This window comes from Modestobacter sp. VKM Ac-2978 (genome assembly GCF_026968025.1).
Classification (GTDB): Bacteria; Actinomycetota; Actinomycetes; order Mycobacteriales; family Geodermatophilaceae; genus Modestobacter.
This window is the reverse complement of sequence record NZ_JAPVBP010000007.1, coordinates 195,995-214,777: the sequence shown is the minus strand read 5'-3', so window position 1 is coordinate 214,777 and position 18,783 is coordinate 195,995. Positions and strand designations below refer to the sequence as shown.

General features: G+C 71.9%; 15 protein-coding genes. 11 read left to right on the top strand and 4 right to left on the bottom strand.

All coding sequences use genetic code 11. From position 1 onward, the window contains the following. Nucleotides 1–87: 87 nt before the first annotated feature. On the bottom strand, nucleotides 88–315 hold the full coding sequence (locus O2W53_RS17790) for a hypothetical protein (RefSeq protein ID WP_269164394.1): 228 nt from the start codon (nucleotides 313–315) through the stop codon (nucleotides 88–90). Nucleotides 316–634: 319 nt separating this feature from the next. Between O2W53_RS17790 and O2W53_RS17785 the strand changes: the two genes are divergently transcribed. Then, the gene (locus O2W53_RS17785) at nucleotides 635–2,290 is read left to right on the top strand and encodes an amidohydrolase (RefSeq protein ID WP_269164393.1); all 1,656 of its coding nucleotides are present in this window, start codon (nucleotides 635–637) and stop codon (nucleotides 2,288–2,290) included. 208 nt (nucleotides 2,291–2,498) lie between these two features. Further along, complete coding sequence (locus tag O2W53_RS17780; protein ID WP_269164392.1) at nucleotides 2,499–3,242, top strand: nitrilase-related carbon-nitrogen hydrolase; 744 nt, start codon at nucleotides 2,499–2,501, stop codon at nucleotides 3,240–3,242. Nucleotides 3,243–3,248: 6 nt separating this feature from the next. On the opposite strand, the gene O2W53_RS17775 is transcribed toward O2W53_RS17780, so the two are convergent. Continuing rightward, nucleotides 3,249–3,866 (bottom strand): TetR/AcrR family transcriptional regulator, encoded by a 618-nt coding sequence (locus O2W53_RS17775; protein WP_269164391.1) that lies wholly within the window; start codon nucleotides 3,864–3,866, stop codon nucleotides 3,249–3,251. 35 nt (nucleotides 3,867–3,901) lie between these two features. Between O2W53_RS17775 and O2W53_RS17770 the strand changes: the two genes are divergently transcribed. Continuing rightward, nucleotides 3,902–5,995: a primary-amine oxidase gene (locus tag O2W53_RS17770; protein ID WP_269164390.1), complete on the top strand. Its 2,094-nt coding sequence runs from the start codon at nucleotides 3,902–3,904 to the stop codon at nucleotides 5,993–5,995. Between the two features lie 8 nt (nucleotides 5,996–6,003). Beyond that, complete coding sequence (locus tag O2W53_RS17765; RefSeq protein ID WP_269164389.1) at nucleotides 6,004–6,543, top strand: hypothetical protein; 540 nt, start codon at nucleotides 6,004–6,006, stop codon at nucleotides 6,541–6,543. A 343-nt stretch (nucleotides 6,544–6,886) separates the two neighbouring features. Here O2W53_RS17765 and O2W53_RS17760 read toward each other — a convergent pair whose 3' ends face one another. Together O2W53_RS17760 and O2W53_RS17755 are read right to left on the bottom strand one after the other, a co-directional pair. Then, nucleotides 6,887–8,434, bottom strand: coding sequence for a GMC family oxidoreductase (locus O2W53_RS17760; protein WP_269164388.1), 1,548 nt, complete (start codon nucleotides 8,432–8,434; stop codon nucleotides 6,887–6,889). 96 nt (nucleotides 8,435–8,530) lie between these two features. Then, the gene (locus O2W53_RS17755) at nucleotides 8,531–9,964 is read right to left on the bottom strand and encodes a purine-cytosine permease family protein (protein ID WP_269164387.1); all 1,434 of its coding nucleotides are present in this window, start codon (nucleotides 9,962–9,964) and stop codon (nucleotides 8,531–8,533) included. Nucleotides 9,965–10,419: 455 nt separating this feature from the next. On the opposite strand from O2W53_RS17755, the gene O2W53_RS17750 reads away from it, so the two are divergent. The 7 genes from O2W53_RS17750 (at nucleotide 10,420) to O2W53_RS17720 (ending at nucleotide 18,727) form a co-directional block, all read left to right on the top strand. Then, complete coding sequence (locus O2W53_RS17750) at nucleotides 10,420–11,877, top strand: aspartate ammonia-lyase (protein ID WP_269164386.1); 1,458 nt, start codon at nucleotides 10,420–10,422, stop codon at nucleotides 11,875–11,877. 203 nt (nucleotides 11,878–12,080) lie between these two features. Continuing rightward, the gene (locus tag O2W53_RS17745) at nucleotides 12,081–13,007 is read left to right on the top strand and encodes a LysR substrate-binding domain-containing protein (RefSeq protein ID WP_269164385.1); all 927 of its coding nucleotides are present in this window, start codon (nucleotides 12,081–12,083) and stop codon (nucleotides 13,005–13,007) included. A 275-nt stretch (nucleotides 13,008–13,282) separates the two neighbouring features. Then, entirely contained in the window at nucleotides 13,283–14,833 is a 1,551-nt protein-coding gene (locus tag O2W53_RS17740; protein ID WP_269164384.1) for an aldehyde dehydrogenase family protein, read from the top strand. A 313-nt stretch (nucleotides 14,834–15,146) separates the two neighbouring features. After that, the gene (locus tag O2W53_RS17735; RefSeq protein WP_269164383.1) at nucleotides 15,147–16,487 is read left to right on the top strand and encodes a flavin-containing monooxygenase; all 1,341 of its coding nucleotides are present in this window, start codon (nucleotides 15,147–15,149) and stop codon (nucleotides 16,485–16,487) included. After that, a complete protein-coding gene (locus tag O2W53_RS17730) occupies nucleotides 16,487–16,921 on the top strand; it encodes a RidA family protein (protein ID WP_269164382.1) in 435 nt (144 codons plus the stop codon). Before O2W53_RS17735 ends, O2W53_RS17730 begins: the two co-directional genes overlap by 1 nt. Beyond that, complete coding sequence (locus O2W53_RS17725; RefSeq protein ID WP_269164381.1) at nucleotides 16,918–17,589, top strand: DUF1028 domain-containing protein; 672 nt, start codon at nucleotides 16,918–16,920, stop codon at nucleotides 17,587–17,589. Before O2W53_RS17730 ends, O2W53_RS17725 begins: the two co-directional genes overlap by 4 nt. Continuing rightward, a complete protein-coding gene (locus O2W53_RS17720; protein WP_269164380.1) occupies nucleotides 17,582–18,727 on the top strand; it encodes an amidohydrolase in 1,146 nt (381 codons plus the stop codon). Before O2W53_RS17725 ends, O2W53_RS17720 begins: the two co-directional genes overlap by 8 nt. Nucleotides 18,728–18,783: the final 56 nt, after the last annotated feature.

The window sequence follows — 18,783 nt, the reverse complement described above, 5'->3', positions numbered from 1 at the left end:
GAGGTTCGTCCTGGTCAGCGGCTTGTCCCGTCCGCCGCCGTCACCGCGTTCTCTCCCCTGCGGTGCTGTGAGAAGTCCTCCAGAAGATCACGCGGTGGCCGCCTCGACGTTCCGGGCCCGCTGCTCACTCGGGCCGTCGCACACCACCTCGGTGGACACCACTCTGAGCACCCGTAGGTGGTCGAACGCCCGCTGCTCCGTCAGTTCGCGGCGCTCCCTGAGGATGCCCGTTGCGATGCGGGCATCGGCTGCACGCCTCACCCGGTCGGCACGGCGAATGCCCCGCTCGAGCGCCCAGGGGAGGCCCACTGCCACCTGAGCAGCGAGGCAGCCAGTTCTTGTTGCGTTGTGGCGCATCGAGAAGTCGGGTGCGAGCGCCCCTTCCCGCGCCGCGAGTCGTCATGCGTCACTTGCGCCAGACGAGCAATGCGGCAGCAACGGAGACGTGACGGCGTGAGCGCCTCACACGCCTCCGAACGCACACCCCACCGCTGGTCCCTGGCATCCGAGCGCCGGCGTGCGCAACGGCGGGCACACCGAGCCCGACCGAGGGCGCCGCGGCATCGGCGCGCACCGCCTGATGTCCTCCCCCACCAGCCAGACCGACGCACACGCGAGAACAGGAGCGGCAATCGTGGCCATCGAAGGTGACGCCGACTGGATCTTCCACGGCGGCGCCGTGCACCCGATGGACGGCACCGAGGCGGTGTCCGAGCTCGCCGTGCGCGACGGCCGCATCGTGGCCGTCGGCGAGCGGGTCCGCGACCTCGTCGGCCCCGAGACGCACATCGCCGACCTGCAGGGCGGTGCCCTGCTGCCCGGGTTCCAGGACGCGCACGTCCACGCCGTCGCCGGGGGCCTGCAGCGGCTGGGGTGCGACCTCTCGGGCGTGCACCACCGTGCGGACTACCGCCGACTGGTCGCCGAGCACGGGGACCGGCACCGGGACGACCCGTGGCTCGAGGGCTCGGGGTGGTACGGCGACGTCTTCCCGGGCGGCTTCCCGCACCGCGACGACCTCGACGACCTCGTCCCCGACCGGCCGGTCGTGCTCACCAGCCACGACTGCCACGGCGTGTGGGTGAACTCGGCGGCCCTGCGGCGCGCCGGGATCACCGCCACGACGCCCGATCCGGAAGGCGGCCGGATCCAGCGCGACCCGGACGGCGAACCGACCGGCCTGCTGCTCGAGTCTGCAGCCGGCCTGGTCACCCGCCTCCTGCCGCCGCCCGACTCCGCGCGCCTCCGCGCTGCGCTCCTGGCCGGACAGCGGTACCTGCACGAGCTGGGCATCACCGCGTGGCAGGACGCCGCCGTCGGCGACGCCGACCTGTTCGTCGACAGCTTTGACGCCTACCTCGCCGCGGCGAGGTCCGGGGAGCTCACCGCCAGGGTGACCGGTGCGCTGTGGTGGCGCCGGGAGGATGGGCTCGATCAGCTCGAGCACCTGCGCGGACGACGGCGGCGTGCGTCGGCCGGGAGGTTCCGCGCCACCGCCGTCAAGATCATGCAGGACGGCGTCTGCGAGAACCACACCGCCGCCCTCCTCTCCCCCTACGCGGGCATGGACGGGGAGGTGGGCATGAGCTTCATCCCGCCGGAGTCACTGCGTGCCGCGGTGGCGAGTCTGGTGGCCGAGGAGTTCGACCTGCACATGCACGCCGTCGGCGACCGTGCGGTGCGGGAGTGCCTCGACGCGCTGGAGGCCGCCGGCCCGGAGTCCACCGGTCGGGACCCGCGGCACCAGATCGCGCACATCGACCTCATCGACCGCCAGGACATGACGCGGATGAGACGGCTGGGGGTCATCGCCAACATCCAGCCGCTGTGGGCCCGCGAGGACAAGGTGCTCGTGGAGACCAAGCTCCCGTACCTCACCCCCGACCAGCGGTCCCGGCACTTCGCCTTCGGCAGCCTGGCTCAGGCAGGCGTCTCCCTGGCCATGGGCTCGGACTGGCCCGTCTCCAGCCCGGACCCGCTGTGGGGCATCCACGTCGCCGTGAACCGCACCGCTCCCCCGGCGGACGTGCACGCCGACGACGACCACGCCAGGAACGTGCCGCTGCTCGCCGGCGAAGCGGTCGGCGTGCGTGCAGCGGTGCACGGCTACACCGCCGGAGCCGCCCGAGCCAACCGCACGGACCAGGAGACAGGGACCCTCACCGTGGGCAAGGCCGCCGACCTCGTGCTGCTCGACGGTGACCCCTTCGCCGTCGATCCCGGCGAGCTCTCCTCCCTGCGCGTGCGGGCGACCTTCGTGGACGGGGCGCCGGTGCACGAGAACTGGTGAGACCCGCAGCCCGGCGCGAGCCCCTGCGCCTCGTCGGTCGCCCGCCGCCGGAGCCGGCTCAGCACCATCCCGCTGTTCCGCGCAACCGAGAGGACGACGGGTCGATCAAAGGTCACCATCACCCAGATGGCCTGCGCCGACCAGCAGACCGTGAACGTGGACCACGCCGAGCAGCTCGTCCGGACCGCTGCTGCCAGCGGGGCCCCTGGTGCTGCTGCTGGAGCTGTTCGCCGGCCCGTACTTCTGCCAGGAACGGGACCCTGCCCACTTCGAGCTGGCCCGCACCATCGACCAGTCCCCCGTGGTGGCCCGGATGGAGTCCCTCGTACGTGAACTGGGGGTCGTCCTGCCGGTCAGCTTCTACGCGCGGACGGCGGACGGACTGTTCAACTCCGTCGCCGTGATCGACGCGGACGGCCGTCGCCTCGGGGTCTACCGCAAGTCCCACGTGCCCGACGACCCCGGGTACGTCGAGACGTCCTACTTCGCCGACGGGGACACCGGCTTCCGGGTGGACACCGCTGTCGGGCGGGTCGGGGTGGGGATCTGCTGGGATCAGTGGTTCCCGGAGGCGGCGCGGGTCATGACGCTGCTCGGCGCGCAGCTGCTGGTTCACCCCACGGCGATCGGCAGCGACCCGCTCTACCCGGGAGGCAGCCCGATGGCCCAGTGGCAGCGCTGCATGCAGGGCCACGCCGCGGCGAACTCCGTCCCGGTGCTGGCGAGCAACCGGGTGGGCACGGAGCGCACCGGGAGCGGGCGGAGCCTGGATTTCCTGGGCCGGTCCCTCGTCGCAGACCACCACGGCGAGATCCTGACCCGGGCGGACGAGCACAGCGAGGTCGTGCTCCTGGCCGAGGTGGACCTGGCGCAGGCGGACGCCGAGCGGCAGATGTGGGGGCTCTTCCGCGACCGCCGCCCCGAGCTGTACGGACGACTCACCACCGGTTGACCGCACTCACCCGGCGATCCGGGACTGGAGGTCGCAGCCGGTGACGCCGGCTAGGTAGGCGCGGATTAACCGCCGGGCCTCCTGCGGGCGGATCGACTGGTTGCGGCCGACCAGGTGCAGGCCGTAGGCATCTTCCAGGACGACCGCGTTGGTCGCCGCGGCGCGCAGGTCGTCCATCGGGGCGAACACCCCGCGCGCCACGCCCGCGTCGAGGACCGTGGCGTAGAGCGACACCTCACGGTCGAACAGGCCCGACATCAGCACTGCGTGCGCCTTGTTCCGGGCGGCACTCAGGTGCAGCTCGTAGAGGACCGGGCCCATCGGGTCGGCAGCGTCGTCGGGGATGCCCTGGTCCACGAGCTGGTTGAGCTTGTCCCGCGGATCCTCGGCTCGCGCAGCCGCCTCCATGCGCGACCAGTAGTAGCGGTCGACCGCGTCGTGGTGCACGTCGAGCAGCAGGTGGTCCAGTTCGGGGAAGTAGTAGGAGACCGACCCTGCCGACAGGCCCGCTTCGTCGGCGACGTCCTTGATGCGCAGGCCGGCCAGTCCGCGCGCCGCGATGACCCGGCCCGCGGCCGCGACCAGCTGACGACGGCGTGCGGTCTGGTTCCGGGGGCGAGCCATGGCGACATTATCGATGACCCGCATCAAGAAAGGCCATGACTCGGCCGCTAGGAGTGTGGTCCGGGCCACCCTATTCTTCGGTACGCAGCGCAAAGAACCGGGCGACTGCACTCGCCACCCGGAGGGACCCCATGACCGCCCACCCGCTCGACCGGCTCACCGCCGAGGAGATCCAGCAGAACCGGGCGATCCTCGCCGAGGCCGGCCTGATCAGCTCCACCACCCGCTTCCCGTTGGTCATGCTGGCCGAGCCGGCCAAGCGGGAGGTGCTCTCCTGGCAGGAGGGCACCCCGTGGCATCGCCAGGTGCGGAGCACGCTGCTGGACCGGAGCGCCGGGGCGGTCACCGAAGTGGTCACGTCGCTGGACGAGGGCACGGTGGTGTCCCGGCGGGACGTCGACGTCGCCGTCGAGGGCCAGCCGCCCATCATGGGCGAGGAGTTCGTGCTGGTGGAGAAGATCCTCTGGCAGGACGCCGACTGGTGCGCCGCCATGGCCCGCCGCGGCCTGGACCAGCCCGAGCGCATCCGCGTCTCCGCGCTGAGCGCCGGGAGCTTCGACATCCCCGGCGAGGAGGGGCGCCGGCTGGTGCGGTGCCTGTCCTTCCTGCAGCTCGATGACGCGGACAACGTCTGGGCGCACCCGATCGACGGGGTCGTCGCTTACGTCGACCTGATCACCGCCGAGGTGGTCGAGCTCATCGACGACGGCATCTTCGAGCTGTCGACCGCGCGAGCCGACTTCGAACCGCGGCCAGCGGACCTGCCGGCCCGCGACAGCCAGCGGCCGATCGAGATCACCCAGCCCGAGGGGCCGTCGTTCTCCGTCGAGGGCAACGTCGTGCGCTGGGAGAACTGGGAGTTCCGCATCGGCTTCGACCAGGTCGAGGGTCTCACCCTGCACCAGCTCGGGTTCCGAGACGGTGGCCGGGTCCGGCCCATCGTGTACCGGGCGTCGGTGGCCGAGATGGTGGTCCCCTACGGCGACCCGTCCCCGGTCCGCTTCTGGCAGAACTACTTCGACGCCGGCGAGTACTCCCTCGGCAAGGAGGCCAACTCGCTCGAGCTCGGCTGCGACTGCCTGGGCGAGATCCACTACTTCGACGCCGCCATCGCCGACGACGACGGTCACCCGCGGACGATCCGCAACGCCATCTGCATGCACGAGGAGGACGACGGGGTCCTCTGGAAGCACACCGACGGGTACAACGGCACGAGCTCGACCCGGCGCCAACGCCGGCTCGTGATCTCCTTCTTCATCACCGTGGGCAACTACGACTACGGCTTCTACTGGTACCTCTACCTCGACGGGACCATCGAGCTCGACTGCAAGGCGACCGGCGTGGTGTTCGCCTCCGCCTACCCCGGCGCCCGGCCGGACGGCTCGGAGTACCCGTGGGCCTCGGAGATCGCGCCCGGCGTCGGGGCACCGTTCCACCAGCACCTGTTCTCCGCGCGGCTGGACATGATGGTCGACGGGGTTGGCAACGCCGTCGACGAGGTGGACGCCGTGCGGGTGCCGGTCGGCCCGGAGAACCCGTACGGCAACGCGTTCACCCGCCGGGCCACCCGGATCACCCGCGAGTCCGAGGGTGCGCGGATGGCCGACGGCACGGTCGGCCGCGCGTGGCACGTGAGCAACCCCGAGCGCCGGAACCGCATGGGGCAGCCGGTCGCCTACGTCCTGCTGCCCGAGGGGCAGCCAACCCTGATGGCCGACCCGTCGTCCTCCATCGCCCAGCGGGCGGCCTTCACGACCAGGCACCTGTGGGTGACCGCCCAGGACGACGACCAGCGGTATCCCTCGGGGCAGTACGTCAACCAGAACCCGGGGAACACCGGGATCGACAGCTGGGTCCGCGCCGACCGCGAGCTGGACGGCGAGGACCTCGTGCTGTGGCACACCTTCGGCCTCACGCACTTCCCCCGGCCGGAGGACTGGCCGATCATGCCCGTCGACCACACCGGGTTCGTGATGAAGCCCTACGGCTTCTTCGACCAGAACCCGGCGCTCGACGTGCCGGTGCCCCGCTCCGCGCACTGCGCCACCCAGGTCACCGGAGACGCCGTCCAGGCCGGCGGGTGCTGCGGTGGCTCCGAGCACCCGCGGGGCGAACCACAGCACGGATGAGCCACGGCGTGCACCTGACCGCCGCAGCGCTCTGCGTGGTCGCCGCCGCCGTGATGCTCGTCTGCAACCGGCACCGGCACCGGCACCTACGGCGGGCGCACCTCGTCGTCCTGGCGGCAATGGTGGTCAGTGCACTGGCCATGGAGTCCCCGTGGGCGCTGGCCGGCTGCACGCTGGCCCTCATCGGCACCGGCCTGGTCCTCGCCCTCCCCGGGGCCCGGACCGGCCAGGGAGCGCTCGGGTGCGCGATCGACGTGGCCGGCTCGGGCGTGCTCATGGCGCTGATGGCCGCGCCCGTCCTGGTCGCTGCCGCGACCACCAGTCCGATGACGGTGCACGCCGCACACCACCACGGGAGCGGCGTCACCCCGGGGCCGGCCGGCTACGACGGCCTCCTCGCACTGCTGGCCTGCGGTGCGGTGGCCGCCTGGTGGCTGGCGCGACGCCGCGTCGCGGGACGAGCGGTTCCGCGCCCACCGCGTTCGGTGGTCGCCGACGTCGCCGGCGGGCTGATGATGGTCGGCATGGGAGCCATGGCCGCCATGTGAGCACGGGACGACGGGACCGGAGAAGGCTGCAGCCGGAGCGGTGCCGCCCAGGAGCGCCGCCCCGCCGGACTGGTTCGCCATCAGCCACTGCTTCCCGTGCGCCAGCCCCTGGACTGGGTGCAGCATGTCCCACCACCGCTCGGCCGCCACCGCTCGGCCGCCACCTCGTAGGCCACCACCTCGTAGGCGCGGACACGGAGAACACGACCCGAGCCCCCGGGCATGCAGCACACGGGCGTAGCCGGCATGGTCGGCGACGGCTGCGATGTGGGTCAGCGCGGCGTCGAGGTCCTCCACCCCGTGCCGGGCCGGGGATGCCACCGCGCGATCCCGATGCGGACGGTCATGCCGAGGCCGGGTGCTCGGCCGCGCGGTCCTGGGCGATGAGGTCGGCCGCGCGCTCCGCCACCACCATGATCGTGGCCACCGGGTTCACCGACGGGATGGTCGGGAAGACCGAGGCGTCCACGACCCGCAGGCCGGCGACCCCGCGCACCCGCAACGTCGGGTCCAGCACGGCCAGCGGATCGTCGTCCGCACCCATCCGGCACGTCCCCGACACGTGGTAGACGGTCTGGTGGGTCGCGCGCAGGACTCGGGAGAGGTCGTTGTCGGAGGTGACGTCGGGGCCAGGGAAGACCTCACGCACCAGCCACGACCGGAACGGCTCCTGCTCCGCGATCGAGCGGGCGGCCCGGACGCCGGCCACCAGCATCCGCTCGTCGTGCCCGTCCGGATCGGTGAAGTAGCCGTAGTCGATCGACGGTGGTGCCGCGGGATCGGCGGAGGTGATCGACACCCGGCCGCGGCTCGCGGGCCTGGCGACGTTGGGTGCGATCGAGAGGATGTCGTCCGGCAGCTGCGCCCCGAACGTCACCGCGTGGTCGGCCCACGGCTCGACCGGGAAGTGCATGAGCACGTCCGGCCGCTCCGGGTCACCGTCGACCGACAGCATCGCTCCGGCGTCCCAACCACTGGCGCACGTGCTCGGGGGCACTGCCCGCGCCTCCCAGACGATCAGCCCCTCTGCGTGGTCCTGCAGGTTCTCCCCCACGCCGGGCAGGTCGACCTGCACCGGGACGCCCGCCCGCTCGAGCACCTCCCGCGGCCCGATGCCGGAGACCTGGAGCAGCTTCACCGAGTCGATGGCACCGCAGGACACGATCACCTCGTGGCTGGCGCGGTACGTGGCCGAGCCCGAGCTGCCCCGCACCTGCACCCCAACCGCCCGGCCGTCGTCGAGCAGCAGCCGCTCCGCCTGCACACCGGTGACGACGGTCAGGTTCTCCAGCGCGTCCATGACCGGGTGCAGGTAGTGGTGCGAGGTGGACGCCCGCTGGTTCGTCGACGGCGTGTAGCCCACCTCGAAGAAGCCCGTTCCCTCAGCCCGGTCGTCCAGGCTCCCGTCGTTCCACCGCTCCCGCACCGGGACGTCCAGGGCCGCGGCCGCTGCGGTGACGACATCGGCGACGTAGGGGTTGCGGTCCTGCGGCGCCACGGGCTGGATCGGCGTCCGCAACCGGTCGTAGTACGGCAGGACCGTCTCCGGATCCCAACCGGCCGCACCGAGGGTCACCCATTCACGCAGGTCGCCGGGGAGCGGTCGCCAGGAGATCATCGTGTTGGCGTTCGAGCACCCGCCGAGCAACCGCATCCGCGCCTGCCGGATGCCGCTGTTGCCCCGGGACTGGGGGACGCTGCGGTAGTCGAGGTCGTACTCCCCTTCGAGCATCTCCGCCCAGCGGCGCAGCGAGCTGGCGCGGTCCTCTCCGCGGTCGTCGGGCCCCCACTCCAGCAGGGCGACGGTGACATCACGGTCTTCGGCCAGCCGGGCCGCCACCAGGCAGCCGGCGGTGCCGCCGCCCACGACGAGGTAGTCGTACTCGGTCATCGGTGATCCATCCACGAGGTCATCAGGGCCGGGTCACCGGCGTGAACAGGGAGGACGAGCGGGAACCGGATCCACGGGCGCCGCGGCGCGGCGCGGTCAGCCCTCCGTGCGGGCGAGGACGGCGGCCGGTGCGGTGAGCTCCGACTCGGCGAGCGGCTTCGCACGCCGGCGGTCCCGCCGCTTGATCAGTGCGAAGTAGAGCGGCGAGACGATGGCCAGGCCGACGATCCACGAGACGTCGACGCCCTCGAGCTGCTCGGCGACCGGGCCGGTGAACAGCGTGGTGCTCAGGAACGGGACCTGCACGGCGATGCCGATGACGTAGCAGGCCACCGCGACACCGTTGACCTTGCCGTACACCCCGCCGTCCCGCTCGAAGAGCGAGGCGATGTCGTAGCGGCCGTGCTTGACGGCGTAGTAGTCGACCAGGTTGATGGCCGTCCACGGGACCAGCACGCAGAGCAGCAGCAGCATGAAGTTGGTGAAGTTGACCAGGAAGTCGTCCTTGCCGGCGATGGCCATCACCAGCGAGGCGAGGAACAGCACGGCCGCGACGACCGCGCGGCTGCTCGCACGGGGCACCCACCGGGCGAACAGGGTCTGCCCGACCGTGATCGAGGAGAGCGCACCGCAGTAGAGGTTCATCGAGTTCGTCGCCGCGATCCCGATGCCGAAGACCGCGATCACCAGCGTGCCGATGCCCTCGGTGAGCGTCCCCAGGCCGGTCACCGTGTCGTCCCCCGGCAGCGCCGCACCCACCAGCGCGCCGAGGATCATCGGGAGGACCGAGCCGGCGACGGCGCCGCTGTAGGTGGCCCAGAACGCGGGCCGGACGCCGGTGTCCTTGGGCATGTAGCGGGTGTAGTCCGACACGTACGGCGCATAGGCGATCTGCCAGAGGGCGGCCAGCGACAACGTGCCCATGAAGCCGAACCAGGAGAACGACCCGGCACTCAGGCTGCCCGCGGGCATCCCGTTGACCCCGAGGACCCAGATGAAGGCGAGCGCCAGGACGATCCCCGACACCACGCTCATCAGACCGGTCAGTGCGTGGATCAGGCGGTACCCGACGATCGCACCGGCCACGCTGACCAGGCCGATCAGGACGATGGCCGTGTTCTCGCCGACGCCGAAGAGGCTCGCCACCGCCTGGCCGCCGAGCACCAGGTTCGAGGCGAAGAAGCCCAGGTACATGCCGATCACCAGGACGACGACCAGCAGGCTCCCGTAGGACCCGAACTGTGCGCGGGTCTGCAGCATCTGCGGCACGCCCATCTGCGGGCCCTGGGCCGCGTGCAGGGCCATGACCACGCCACCGACCACGTTGCCGAGGGCCAGCGCGACCAGCGCGGCCCAGACCGGCAGACCGTAGACGGCCGTGGCGACCACCCCGGTCGCCACCGTCAGCAACATGATGTTGGACCCGAACCAGACGGTGAACAGGTTCCACGCCCGGCCGTGCCGCTCCGTCTCCGGGATGTGGTCGATGGTGCGTGTCTCGATGCGCTCAGTCGCCTGGGCGTTGTCCATCACGGCCTCGTCTCTGCGGGTGGCTGGAGCTCGATGGGTAACTATCGGCGTCGGCCAGGGGGCCACCAAGCACGCGAAAACGGGGATCCGGATCACCGGACGTGATGCAGACCATGGGCAGAGCACTCGGAACAACGCGGAGACCCACGACGGTCTCACTGGCCGACTGCTGCGGCTGCTCGCATCTGCCGAACTGCTGTCGGGCATCGCAATCCTCCGCTTTTCGGATGGCGCCTCCGAGGGCCACCCTGTCCCGGTCGGCGCGCCCACACCCCACCGGCACCCGACGCCGATCGAACCGACGCCGGCTGGGCACGGGGACGCGTGGGACAGCGGCATGGGCCTCATCGCCTCGGCAGCGGCTCCACCGCCGGAGCCGGCCGGTTCACCCCCGCCGGGGACGCCAGCGCCCTGGGCGCCACGCGTCCGTTGGCCATCGATTCAGGAGATGCCACATGATCAGCCCGCTGACCCGTACCGCGAACACCCGCCCCGAGCACGACCTGCTCGGGGACATCGAGGTGCCCATGGAGGCCTACTACGGTGCCCACACGGCGCGGGCCCTGGACAACTTCCCGATCAGCGGCGCCCCCCTCGCCTCCGTGCCCCACTTCGTGCGGGCCCTGGCCACGGTCAAGCAGGCCGCCGCAACAGCCAACCGGGACCTCGGGCTGCTCCCTGACGAGAAGGCCGCAGCCATCGTGCGAGCCTGCGAGGACGTCCGCGGCGGCGCCCTGCACGACCAGTTCGTGGTCGACCTGATCCAGGGGGGCGCCGGGACCTCCAGCAACATGAACGCGAACGAGGTGCTCGCGAACCGGGCGCTCGAGCACCTCGGTGTCGGCCGCGGCAGCTACGCCGTCCTCCACCCGCTCGAACACGTCAACCTCGGGCAGAGCACCAACGACGTCTACCCGACCGCCGTCAAACTGGCCCTGGACCGCCACCTCCAGGAGCTGCTCGTCCAGCTGGGACTCCTCCGGGCCGCGTTCAGCGACAAGGCCGCGGAGTTCGCCGGTCTCCTCAAGATCGGCCGCACGCAGCTGCAGGACGCCGTCCCGATGACCCTCGGGCAGGAGTTCAGCGCCATCGCGGTGACCCTGGCCGAGGACGAGCAGCGCCTGGCCGAGGCCCGCCTCCTGCTCCACGAGCTGAACCTGGGGGGCACGGCCATCGGGACGGCGCTCAACGCCCATCCCCAGTACCGCGAGCGGGCGCTCGCCGAGCTGCGGACGCTGACCGGCATCGAGACGCTCCGCTCCGCTGACGACCTCATCGAGGCGACACAGGACGTCGGCGTGTTCGTGCAGCTCTCCGGGGTGCTGAAGCGGGTCGCGGTCAAGCTCTCCAAGATCTGCAACGACCTGCGGCTGCTCTCGTCCGGTCCGCGCGCCGGGTTGAACGAGATCAACCTCCCGCCGCGCCAGGCGGGGTCCTCCATCATGCCCGGGAAGGTGAACCCGGTCATCCCCGAGGTCGTGAACCAGATCGCCTTCGAGGTGATCGGCAACGACGTCACGGTCACCCTCGCGGCCGAGGGCGGCCAGCTGCAGCTGAACGCCTTCGAGCCGATCATCGCCCGGGCCCTCTTCGCCAGCCTGGGCCACCTCACCGCCGGCGTGGACGTGCTGACCCGGCACTGCGTCCGCGGGATCACCGCGAACGAGGACCAGCTGGCCGCGAACGTGGCGAGCTCGATCGGCCTGGTGACCGCCCTCAGCCCGTTGCTCGGCTACGAGACGGCGACCGCGGTGGCCCAGGAGGCGCAGGCCCGCGGCTGCGGCAGCATCGAGTTGGTCATCGAACGAGGGCTCCTGACCCGGGCCCAGGTCGACCGACTGCTGGCTCCCGAGGCGCTCACCGGCGCGCCCGCTCTGCCCACGGTCCGACCCACGGACGAGACGGGGCGCTAATCGGCTCCCCACCGGCGCCGACCTCCGGACGGTGGTCCGCTGGGTCGTGGGCGCACCGGCCGGGCGCCGACCCACCCGGCTCCGCTGGACACCCGCTTGGCATCGAGTCGGTTGATGACCTAGCTTGACTTGTTCACCGGGTGTGATCTCGGATCGATGCGGTCGTCGTCCGCGCCACCGCGATCTCGACGCAGGGAGGCCCCATGAGGCGACGTCCGGACGTGACCCTCGCCCAGCTGCGCTACTTCGTGCAGGCGGCGATCCACGGCAGCATGACGCAGGCCGCCGGGGACCTCCGGGTAGCGCAGTCGGCGGTGTCCGCTGCGGTGGCCCAGCTCGAGAGGCAGGTGGGCACCCAGCTGTTCATCCGGCAGCGTGCGCGCGGACTGGCGCTCACCGCGGCCGGGGAGGAGCTGCTCAGCGATGCGCGGGCCGTGCTGGCGCACATGGACGAGGTCCTGGACACCGCGCGCGGTCGTGGCGAGCACGTGCGCGGGCACATCCGGGTGGCCTGCTTCGTCACCCTGGCACCCTTCGTCCTGCCGGCACTGCTGGCCGACCTCGCCGAGCACCACCCCGGGGTGGAGGTCGAGTTCATCGAGACCGAGGCGGAGACCCTGAACAGCGCGCTGCGGACCGGGGCTGCGGAGCTCGCGATCAGCTACGACCTCGGCCTCGGCCCGGAGATCGACCGAACGGTGGTCGCCGAGGCCGCCCCCTACGTGATCCTGCCGCCGGACCACCGTCTCGCCGGCCGCGCGCGCATCCACCTGCGCGACCTCGAGCACGACCCCATGGTCCTGCTCGACCTCCCCCGCAGCCGGGAGTACTTCCAGCAGATCCTCGCCTCAGCAGGGGTCAGTCCGACGGTGCGTCACCGGTCGGCCGGCTACGAGACGGTCCGCGGCCTGGTGGCGCACGGCCACGGCTACTCGATCCTCAACCTGCGGCCGGTCGACGACGTCACCTACGGCGGCGCCCGGGTCCTCGCCCGCCCCATCGCCGACGAGGTGCCGCCGTTGTCCATCGTCATCGCCCGACTGTCGTCGGTACGCCCCACCGCGCGGGCCCGCGCGGTGGGGACCCGAGCCCGCGCGGTGCTCCAGCACGCCCCCGTGATCACGTCCTGACCCACCGGCCACGGCGACGGAGGGCCGGCGGTGGCACTCGGCCCCCGGCTCACCGGCGTCGTGGCACGCCGACCGAGGTGACGACGGGTCCGCGCACGGCACCTGCCGACCCGACGACGACCGATGACTGCATCAGCTGGACTGGTCCAAGCGATCAGAAGCGGCTGCCCGTCGAGCCCCTGTGACGAGCAGGTTCCCGACCTAGGGTCCACGGTGGCGAGCTGCACGTGCGATGACGCCGCCGAGCCGATCCGAGCCCATCGAGAGGACCCGACGTGACCGAGGCAGTTGTGGGCTTCGAGGCGCCGACGAACAGCGATCCCCTGCCCACGCCCGGCGGAAGCGGTCCGCTGTCGGCAGCGGAGTGGGCCGAGCGCGCCTCCCGGGTCCGCCCGCGGGAGGAGCTGTTCATCGACGGCCGCTGGACCCCCGCGCGCGCAGGCGGCGTCCAGCCCTCGACCAATCCGGCCACCGGCGCCGTGATCGCCCAGGTGGCGTCGGGTCGAGCCGAGGACGTCGACGTCGCCGTGGCGGCGGCTCGTGCCGCGTTCCAGCGCGGGGACTGGTCCCGCGCGGCTCCGGCGGATCGCAAGCGCGTGCTGCTGCGACTGGCCGACCTCGTCGAGGCGAACGCCGAGGAACTGGCTCTGCTCGACACGCTCGACGCGGGCAAGCTCATCTCCGAGACCACCGGTGTCGACGTCCCGGGGACCGCCGCGACGTTCCGCTGGTTCGCCGAGGCGGTCGACAAGGTCTACGGGCAGGTCGCACCCACCGGTCCCGGCGACCTGGCCCTGGTCACCCGTGAACCGCTCGGCGTCATCGCGGCGATCGTCCCCTGGAACTACCCGCTCGAGATCGCCGCGTGGAAGCTCGCTCCCGCGCTCGCCGTGGGCAACAGCGTCGTCCTCAAGCCGGCCGAGGAGTCACCGCTCTCGGTGCTGCGACTCGCCGAGCTCGCCCGTGACGCAGGTCTGCCGGACGGGGTGCTCAACGTGGTCCCCGGACCGGGCCCCGTCGTGGGCCAGGCGCTGGGCCGCCACCACGACGTCGATGCGATCGCCTTCACCGGTTCGACGGCCGTCGGCCGCCTCCTGCAGGTGTACGCGGGCGAGTCGAACATGAAGCAGGTGTGGCTGGAGGCCGGCGGCAAGAGCCCGGACCTCGTGTTCGCCGACGCCGCCGACCTGGACGCCGCTGCTGCCGGGGTCATCCAGGGGATCTTCTACAACGCCGGGCAGGTGTGCTCAGCGACGTCCCGACTGCTCGTGGAGCGGTCGATCAAGGACGCCCTGCTCGACCGGGTCGTGGAACTCGGACGAGAGATCGTCGTCGGCGACCCGTTGGATCCCTCGACGGGGATGGGTCCCCTGGTCAGCGAGAAGCAGGTCGGTGCGGTGCTGGACCACATCGAGTCGGCGCGCACGTCTTCGCACCTCGTGCTGGGTGGCGAACGACTCGAGCGGGAGGGGTGCTTCGTCGGCCCCACGATCTTCGACGAGGTGCCACGAGGATCGCGGCTCGCGCTGGAAGAGGTGTTCGGCCCGGTGCTGGGGGTCTTCACCTTCGACCACGAGAACGACGCGGTGGCGACAGCGAACTCCGGGGGTTACGGGCTGGCTGCCTCCTTGTGGACCGACAACCTGAGCCGTGCGCACCGCGTCGCCAGCCGACTGCGCGTCGGAACGGTCTCGGTCAACACCGTCGACGCTCTCGACGTCACCACACCGTTCGGCGGTTTCGGGCTCTCCGGCAACGCCCGCGACCTCTCGCTGCACGCGTTCGACCAGTACAGCGCGCTGAAGACGACCTGGGTGCGCTACTAGTCGAGCGGCGCAGCGCCCCGCCGGCACCGCTGCGCCGCAGGAGCCGCCGCAGGACGACGCGCGCCGAAGCGGGCATGCAGGACAGCAAGCAGCTCGACATGCGCAAGTGATGACGCACCGACTCTTCATCGGCTGGGCCGATGCGAACGGTCGTGAACATGTATTGGCGCAGCTGCCCCAGGGTCGGGTTGGCTCAGCACGACCCGACGGCGGGGGACGGGCACACCGTCGTGGTCCCCAGGCCACGTGCGCCGGCTGGGATCGAGGGCCTGAAATCAATCGAGCGGGCTTGCCCACTGCAGTGGAGGTCGAGATGTCGATCGAGAGAACCGAAGTTGTCGTCGTAGGTGCCGGCCAGGCCGGCGTGGCGATGAGCGAGCACCTGACCGAGCGCGGGATCCCGCACGTCGTCCTGGAGCGGGCCCGGATCGCCGAACAGTGGCGAACGGGGAGGTGGGACTCCCTGGTGGCGAACGGGCCGGTGTGGCATGACCGCTTCCCGGGACTGGAGTTCGACCTGGAGCCGAACGGCTTCGCACCCAAGGAGCAGGTCGCGGACTATTTCGCCGCCTACGCCGCGAAGTTCGGTGCACCCGTGCGCTGCGGCGTCGAGGTGACCGCCGTGCGCAAGAACGACGGTCGGCCCGGTTTCCGGGTCGAGACGTCGGAGGGCACCATCGACGCGCGCTACGTCGTGGCCGCGACCGGCCCGTTCCAGCGGCCGGTGTTCCCGCCGATCGTCCCGGCGGACGCCGGGGTGTCCCAGATGCACTCCGCCGCCTATCGCAACCCCCAGCAGCTGCCCGCCGGGGCTGTCCTCGTCGTGGGCGCCGGGTCCTCGGGAGTGCAGATCGCCGAGGAGCTCCGGTCGTCAGGGCGGGAGGTGTACCTGTCGGTCGGCCCGCACGACCGGCCGCCGCGGCGATACCGAGACCGCGACTTCGTGTGGTGGCTCGGAGTCCTGGGCAAGTGGGACGCCGCCGCTCCCCCGCAGGGCGCCGAGCACGTGACGATCGCGGTCAGCGGTGCGAATGGGGGCCACACGGTCGACTTCCGCGAGCTGGCTGCCACCGGCGTGCAACTGCTGGGCATGACCGCCTCCTACGACCGGGGCACCATGACCTTCGCCTCGGACCTGCGCACGAACGTCGAGAACGGCGACGCCAACTACCTGGCGGTGCTCGACGAGGCCGACGAGCACGTCCGGCGCAACGGCCTGGACCTGCCCGAGGAGCCTGGTGCCCGGGTCCTGGGGCCGGACCCGGCGTGCCTCACCGACCCTGTGCTCGAGCTCGACCTCGCCGCGGCCGGGGTCACCACGATCATCTGGGCGACCGGGTACGCCCCCGACTACCGCTGGCTGCGGATCGACGCCTTCGACGATCGAGGCCGGCCGCAGCACCAGCGCGGGGTGTCGGCCGAGCCTGGCGTCTACTTCCTGGGGCTGCCCTGGCAGTCCCGGCGGGGGTCCAGCTTCATCTGGGGCGTGTGGCACGACGCCAAGTACATCGCCGACCAGATCTCCATCCAGCGCGGATACCTCGCCTACGACGCCGCGACCGAGGGCCCGCCGGACGAGTTCGAGCGTCCCGTGGACGAGCCCGGCAGCACCCGCGGCCCGAACTCACTGCTCACGTCCACCGGAGGTGCCTGATGCCCACCCACACCCGCATCCGTCCGTTCAACACCCGCGACACCTACCCCGAGCAGAACCTGGACAACGACCTGTGCCAGGCGGTGGTGGCCAACGGCGTCGTCTACCTGCGCGGCCAGATCGGCCAGGACCTGGAGACCCGTGAGTCGGTCGGGGTCGGGGACGTCGAAGCCCAGGCGGAGAAGGCGATGGCCAACATCGCCATGCTGCTGGAGGAGGCCGGCTCGTCGCTGGCCGACGTCGTCAAGGTGACCGTGTACCTCATCGACCCCCGCTACCGGGAGACCGTCTACCGGGTCATGGGGCGCTGGCTGAAGGGCGTGCACCCGGTGTCCACGGGCCTGGTGGTCAGCGCCCTGGCGCGCCCGGAGTGGCTGGTCGAGATCGACGCGACCGCGGTCATCAGCACGCCCGCAGCCGGGTCCGGCGCATGACCTTCTCGCTCGTCGCCCGGGACGCGACCGGGGCCCTCGGGGCGGCCATCTGCTCCTCCTCCCCCGCCGTCGCTGCGCGCTGTGTCCACCTCGCCGACGGGATCGGTGCGGTGAACAGCCAGAACGTCACCGATCCCCGGCTGGGGCCGGCGGTCCTGGACCAGCTCCGCGGCGGCCGCTCCGCCACGGAGGCGCTCGGGACCGTCACCGGTGGGACCCCGTTCATCGACCACCGCCAGCTGCTCGTCGTCGACGACCGGGGGCGGGCAGCCGTGCACTCCGGGCAGCGCGCCCTGGGCGTCTTCGGCCATGCCGTCGGCGACGGGGTCGCCGCCGGCGGCAACATGCTCGCCTCGGCCGAGATCCCGCAGCTGATGGTCGATGCGTTCTCCGCGGCGACCGGCGACCTCGAGCTGCGGCTGATGGCTGCGGTGCGGGCGGCGATCGACGCCGGCGGGGAAGCCGGGCCGGTGCACTCCGCGGGCCTGTCCGTGGTGCGGGACGCCGGCTGGCGGGTGACCGACCTCCGGGTGGACTGGACCGACGGCGCCCCGATCGAGGAGCTGGGCCGGTTGCTCGAGGTGTGGTTGCCCCAGCGCGACGACTACGTCACCCGGGGCCTGGACCCGACCACGGCGCCGTCCTACGGGGTACCCGGTGATGAGTGACACGGAGCGGGCGGCCCTGAAACGGGCCGCCGACCACCGCGTGACCGGCGCCTCCACGGCGCTGGTCGCGCTCTCCGAGACCCTGCACGCCCACCCGGAGACGGCGTGGGAGGAGCACCGGGCCGCGGGCTGGGTCGGCGAGGCGCTGGCCGATGGCGGCTTCACCGTCACGCCGGGCTACCTCGGTCTCGACACGGCCCTGCTCGCCGAGGTGGGCACCGGCCCGACGACGATCGGGATCATGGCGGAGTACGACGCCCTGCCCGGTCTCGGGCACGCCTGCGGGCACAACTTGATCGCAGCCGGCACGGTCGGCGCGGGTCTCGCGCTGGCAGCGCTCGCGGACGACCTCGGCCTCACCGTGCGCGTGTACGGCACCCCCGCGGAGGAGGGCGGCGGCGGCAAGATCGAGCTGATCGACGCCGGCGCGTTCCGCGATCTCGACCTGGCGCTGATGGTGCACCCGGCGCCGGTGGACGTCGCCGAGGCGCGTCCCTTCGCGGTCGCGCACAACCACGTGACCTACGACGGCGTCTCGGCCCACGCCGCCGCCTACCCGGACCACGGCGTCAACGCCAACGACGCCTTCGTCGTCGCCCAGGTGGCCATCGGCCTGCTCCGCCAGCAACTGCCCGCCGACACCCGGGTGCACGGCATCCAGACCGTCGGCGGGTACGCCCCCAATGCGATCCCCGAGCACACAGAGGGCCGCTGGTACACCCGCGCCAACTCCCTCGAGCAGCTCGAGGAGCTCGAGCAGCGCGTCCGGCGGTGCTTCGAGGCCGGCGCGCTGGCCACCGGCGCCACCTTGCACGTCGTCCCGGAGAGCAAGCCCTACGACGCGTTCCGCACCGACGAGCGGGCGCTGGCCGCCTACACCCGCAACGCGGTCGACCGGGGGCGCGTGTTCGCCGACCCGGCGGTCGCCGGGCGGATGAACCGGGCGTCCACCGACATGGGCAACGTGTCGCAGATCGTCCCGGCCATCCACCCCTACATCGGGGTCGACTCGCTGCCGTACACCAACCACCAGAAGGAGTTCGCCGCCGCGTGCGTCGGACCGGCCGCCGAGCGCGCACTGCTCGATGCCGCGGTGCTGATGGCCTGGACGGTCATCGACGTCGTCCAACAGGACTGACCGCTCTCCACCCGCTGGGCGGTTGCCGCCCCACCCCCCGCCGGCCACCAGCACCG

What these genes read in the sequence shown, in the direction of transcription:
- O2W53_RS17730 (WP_269164382.1), top strand. Translation starts at nt 16,487, where the DNA reads ATGCCCACCCACACCCGCATCCGTCCGTTCAACACCCGCGACACCTAC.
- O2W53_RS17775 (WP_269164391.1), bottom strand. Translation starts at nt 3,866, where the DNA reads ATGGCTCGCCCCCGGAACCAGACCGCACGCCGTCGTCAGCTGGTCGCG.
- O2W53_RS17770 (WP_269164390.1), top strand. Translation starts at nt 3,902, where the DNA reads ATGACTCGGCCGCTAGGAGTGTGGTCCGGGCCACCCTATTCTTCGGTA.
- O2W53_RS17735 (WP_269164383.1), top strand. Translation starts at nt 15,147, where the DNA reads ATGTCGATCGAGAGAACCGAAGTTGTCGTCGTAGGTGCCGGCCAGGCC.
- O2W53_RS17755 (WP_269164387.1), bottom strand. Translation starts at nt 9,964, where the DNA reads ATGGACAACGCCCAGGCGACTGAGCGCATCGAGACACGCACCATCGAC.
- O2W53_RS17750 (WP_269164386.1), top strand. Translation starts at nt 10,420, where the DNA reads ATGATCAGCCCGCTGACCCGTACCGCGAACACCCGCCCCGAGCACGAC.
- O2W53_RS17720 (WP_269164380.1), top strand. Translation starts at nt 17,582, where the DNA reads ATGAGTGACACGGAGCGGGCGGCCCTGAAACGGGCCGCCGACCACCGC.
- O2W53_RS17745 (WP_269164385.1), top strand. Translation starts at nt 12,081, where the DNA reads ATGAGGCGACGTCCGGACGTGACCCTCGCCCAGCTGCGCTACTTCGTG.
- O2W53_RS17760 (WP_269164388.1), bottom strand. Translation starts at nt 8,434, where the DNA reads ATGACCGAGTACGACTACCTCGTCGTGGGCGGCGGCACCGCCGGCTGC.
- O2W53_RS17725 (WP_269164381.1), top strand. Translation starts at nt 16,918, where the DNA reads ATGACCTTCTCGCTCGTCGCCCGGGACGCGACCGGGGCCCTCGGGGCG.